Origin of the sequence: Arthrobacter sp. 2YAF22_2, from assembly GCF_052114645.1 — a bacterium.
In the GTDB taxonomy this organism is placed as follows: domain Bacteria; phylum Actinomycetota; class Actinomycetes; order Actinomycetales; family Micrococcaceae; genus Arthrobacter.
Genome location: NZ_JBFRFD010000332.1, coordinates 1 through 4,160, shown reverse-complemented (window position 1 = coordinate 4,160; position 4,160 = coordinate 1). Strand labels below are relative to the sequence as shown.

The window sequence follows — 4,160 nt, the reverse complement described above, 5'->3', positions numbered from 1 at the left end:
GCACTGGGCCACGTAGTCCTGCCCGCGGTGAAATTCCCCGACGGCCCCCGTGATGGGACTGATCCGGTAGCCGAACGGCGAGGCCGTGACCATGGAATCCAGCGGGGCGCCGAGGCTGCCGGCGGAGGCCGCGCGGGTGATGCTGCCGGCCGACTGGGCACCCAGCAGCTGCTTGAGCTTGCCGTCCGGGTCGCCCTTGGTGCCCACCGCCGTGCGGCTGAAGTCAATCTGCGCGGCCGCGGCCTTGACCTCGGGCTGCGCGCCGGCGGAAACCGTGGTGGTCCGGGCGGCGTCGGCCATCACGGGGCCGGTGGCCGGAATGGCGACGGTGAGGGCCAGGCCCGTCGAGGCCAGGGCTATGCCGGCCTTCTGTCCGACGCCGCTGACGGCGGCGAAGTCAGCTACCTGGCGGAGCGGGCTCCGCCGGCCGCGGCGCTCATCCCGGCGCGCGTCGCGCGGGCGCTCGGCGTGGACGACTGCGGCCGGGCGCGGCTCCGGAGCGGGACCGGTCGCACGACGGCGGCCCCTGACGGTCTGGATGGTCAAGTACGGTTCCTCTCTGGATAGCCTGCGAAGTTAGCTGTCGGATTCGGGTCAGAGAGATCAAAGACCCGGTCCGCCGGAGCAGGCATCCAGGCACAAGGGCATCCGGGGACCCCTCGTGGAGTTTGCTTGCCGCTAGCGGACTTCACCCCGAGGCTGCTGGATCAACAGCCGGTAGTGGTTCCCCCGCCTCTGCCAGAAAGGGATTTCGTGTACTGATCCGCTGGCAGAGCTCGGCTTCGGATCTGGTAACGCTTTAGTATCGGTGCTAGTGCTCAACTATAGGGGATTAAGTCGGGCAGTAATAAATTCGTTATCTCGCCTGTGGACAACTTTCCCGGTGAAGCGCGGACGGGTCAGTGCGCCGAGTTACCCGAGGGTCACAAACACGTGGGCCGCGACCTCGGGGGGCAGCTCGAGGGCGCCTTCGAAGTCGGGAACCCGGACGGAGATGTACTCCCCCACCCGCTCCAGCGAGACCTTGGCGCCGGGACGGATTCCGCCCTCGTCCAGCTGCACCAGCAGTTCCGGTTCCACCTGGATGGGCTCGGCCAGCCGGCTCACGGTGATCCGCGATTCCGCGCCGTAGCCGGCCATGGCCTCGAGCAGGTTCACCACGCCGTCCGCGGTCTCCGACGCCGGGAGGCCGCCGAGTTCGGCGAGTCCGGGAATCGGATTTCCGTAGGGCGAAACAGTCGGGTGGTTGAGCATATCGAAAATACGCTGTTCGACGCGCTCGCTCATCACGTGTTCCCAGCGGCACGCTTCCTCATGGACGTAGGCCCAGTCGAGTCCGATGACGTCGGCGAGCAGCCGCTCGGCCAGGCGGTGCTTGCGCATGACTTCGATGGCCCGCTTCCGGCCCGCTTCGGTCAGTTCAAGGTGCCGGTCGCCGGAAACCACCACGAGGCCGTCCCGTTCCATCCGGCCGACGGTCTGGGACACGGTGGGGCCGGAGTGGCGGAGCCGCTCGGCAATGCGGGCGCGGAGGGCGACGATGTTCTCTTCTTCGAGTTCCAGGATGGTCCGCAGATACATCTCGGTCGTGTCGATCAGATCCGTCATTCAGCTCAGCTCCTCGGGCGCCGTCCTTGCGTCATTCCCACCGTACAGCGTGCAGGATGCGCCCTGGCGAGATCCGCCATACGTCACCGAACAGCCTAGCCTATTTTGAATTACTCCGGATAATCTGCCGGCACCCGCCCGTTACACCCGGGCACCGCCGGTTGGCGCCGGCCGCCTGCCGCCTGCCGCCTGCCGCCTGACGCCTGCCGCCTCGGTGACCGGACTGTACCGGACTGTGACGGACGAATTTCCCGCCCGGCCGCGCCCGTCGGGCAGAATAAATCAGGGCCGGGCCACAGCCGCCCCGGATCCGTCCGAGCCCCGCCACGCACCCAGCCGAAAAATTGGAGCCACTGTGAGCGACACCCGCATCACCATTCCCGCGAACCTCCTGCCCAAGGACGGCCGGTTTGGCGCCGGTCCATCGAAGGTCCGGCCGGAGCAGATGGAGGCCCTGTCCGCGGCGTCGGCAACGCTGCTGGGCACCTCGCACCGGCAGGCGCCGGTGAAGAATCTGGTGGGTTCGGTCCGCACCGGCCTGAGTGACTTCTTCCGCGCCCCCGAAGGCTACGAAGTGGTCCTCGGCGTCGGCGGTTCCACGGCGTTCTGGGACATCGCCAGCTTCGGCCTCGTGGAAAACAAGGCGCAGCACCTGTCATTCGGCGAGTTCGGCTCCAAATTCGCCGCGGCCACCAACAAGGCACCATTCCTGGCGGCATCCTCGATCATCAAGTCCGAGCCGGGCACCCGCCCCGAGGCGCGGGCCGAAGCCGGAGTTGACGCGTACGCCTGGCCGCAAAACGAGACGTCCACCGGCGTCGCCGCTCCGGTCAAGCGCGTGGCGGGCGCGGACGAGGGGTCCCTCGTGTTGGTCGACGCCACCTCCGCGGCCGGCGGCCTCGACGTCGACGTTGCCGAGGCGGATGTGTATTACTTTGCGCCGCAGAAGAACTTCGCGTCCGACGGCGGCCTGTGGCTTGGCCTGTTTTCCCCGGCAGCCTTGGAGCGTGCGGCCCGAGTCAAGGCCGGCGGACGCTGGATTCCGGACTTCCTGGACCTGCAGACCGCGATCGAGAACTCGCGGCTGAACCAGACCTACAACACACCGGCGCTGGCCACCCTGGTGACCTTGGATGCGCAGGTGAAGTGGCTCAACAGCAACGGCGGCCTCGACTTCGCCGCCGCCCGGACCGCCGATTCGGCCGGCCGGATCTACCGCTGGGCCGAGGCCTCCTCCTACGCCACGCCGTTCGTGGCCGCGGCCGAGGACCGCTCCAACGTGATCGCCACAATCGACTTCGACGACTCGATTGATGCCTCGGCCATCGCCAAAGTCCTGCGCGCCAACGGCGTCGTCGATACCGAGCCGTACCGCAAGCTGGGCCGCAACCAGCTGCGCATCGCTACCTTCGTGGCGATCGAACCGGACGACGTCTCCGCGCTGCTCGAGTGCATCGATTTCGTGGTGGGCGAGCTCAAGCGGTAGTCCGGGCGGTCCGGTCCGGGACTGGTCAGCGGTCGACGGCGTTGTCCGGGTTCTCCACCCGGCCGGCGCCGTCCGCCGTTGCGCCGTCCGCCGTTGCGCCGTCCGCCGTTGCGCCGTCAACGRCAGCACTTTCCTGGCGGGCACCCGCCGCAACTGCACCCGCCGGGGCCGAAGCTGCCGGGACAACCCGGAAGTACCGCAACCCCCGGGCCCGGCGGTTGAAGCCGATCCGCAGGTGCTTGGCCCGGACAATCCAGGCCATCCCGATCAGTGCTGCCGCGACCCCCGCGGCGGCCGCAACGCCCATCGACCAGCGCGGGCCGGCGACGTTGGCCACCCAGCCCACCAGCGGAGCGCCAATCGGGGTGCCGCCCATGAAGATCGCCATATACAGGGCCATTACCCGGCCGCGCATCACCGGGTCCGTGGTGGTCTGGACGTAGCCGTTGGCGCTGGTCATCATGGTGATCGCGAAGAGACCGACCGGCACCAGCGCGACGCCGAACCAGAAGTAGTCCGGTGCCAGCGCGGCGAGGCCGGAGGTCAGGCCGAAAGCGCCCGCCGCCCCGAAGATCACCCGCATCCGCGGCTTGCCCCGCCCGGCCGAGAGCAGCGCCCCCGCCAGCGAACCGATGGCCATGATCGAATTCATCAGGCCGAAGGCGCTGGCATCCAGGCCGAACTCGGTGCCGACCATCGCCGCGATGAAGAGGACGAAGTTCAGACCCAGCGTTCCCACGATGAACACCGCCACCAGGACCACCACGATGTCCGGCCGGAAGCGCACGTAGCGCAGCCCCTCGCGGATCCGGCCCTTGCCCGGCGCGGCCCGGGGCAGCTGCCGCAGCGACGCGGCAGGGATTTTGGCCAGGCTCATCAGCAGGGCGACGAACGTGACGGTGTTGACCAGGAAGACCCAGCCCGGTCCGATGGCCACCGTGAGCACACCGGCGACGGCGGGGCCGATCATCCGCGCCACGTTGAAGGAGGCGCTGTTGAGGGCGACGGCGTTGGGCAGATAATCGTCGCGGACCAGCTCGGAGACGAAGGTCTGGCGCACCGGAGC

4 protein-coding genes and 1 riboswitch are annotated in these 4,160 nt (G+C 68.6%); of the genes, 1 reads left to right on the top strand and 3 read right to left on the bottom strand.

Annotated elements, in window-relative coordinates:
* Together AB4Y86_RS13415 and AB4Y86_RS13410 are read right to left on the bottom strand one after the other, a co-directional pair.
* Nucleotides 1-546: peptidase M23 (locus AB4Y86_RS13415; RefSeq protein WP_441402711.1), on the bottom strand; the 546-nt coding region annotated here is incomplete at its 3' end.
* Between the two features lie 4 nt (nt 547-550).
* Nucleotides 551-760, bottom strand: a riboswitch (cyclic di-AMP (ydaO/yuaA leader).
* 152 nt (nt 761-912) lie between these two features.
* On the bottom strand, nt 913-1,608 hold the full coding sequence (locus AB4Y86_RS13410; RefSeq protein ID WP_441402710.1) for a metal-dependent transcriptional regulator: 696 nt from the start codon (nt 1,606-1,608) through the stop codon (nt 913-915).
* 355 nt (nt 1,609-1,963) lie between these two features.
* Here AB4Y86_RS13410 and serC point away from each other — a divergent pair, with 355 nt between their 5' ends.
* Nucleotides 1,964-3,094 carry a phosphoserine transaminase gene (serC, locus tag AB4Y86_RS13405; protein WP_441402709.1) on the top strand — a complete coding sequence of 377 codons (1,131 nt, stop codon included), beginning with the start codon at nt 1,964-1,966 and terminating at the stop codon, nt 3,092-3,094.
* 25 nt (nt 3,095-3,119) lie between these two features.
* On the opposite strand, the gene AB4Y86_RS13400 is transcribed toward serC, so the two are convergent.
* The coding region (locus tag AB4Y86_RS13400) for an MFS transporter (RefSeq protein WP_441402708.1) at nt 3,120-4,160 on the bottom strand (1,041 nt) is incomplete at its 5' end.

Coding starts and splice junctions, on each gene's coding strand:
- AB4Y86_RS13410 (WP_441402710.1), bottom strand. CDS start 1,608: ATGACGGATCTGATCGACACGACCGAGATGTATCTGCGGACCATCCTG.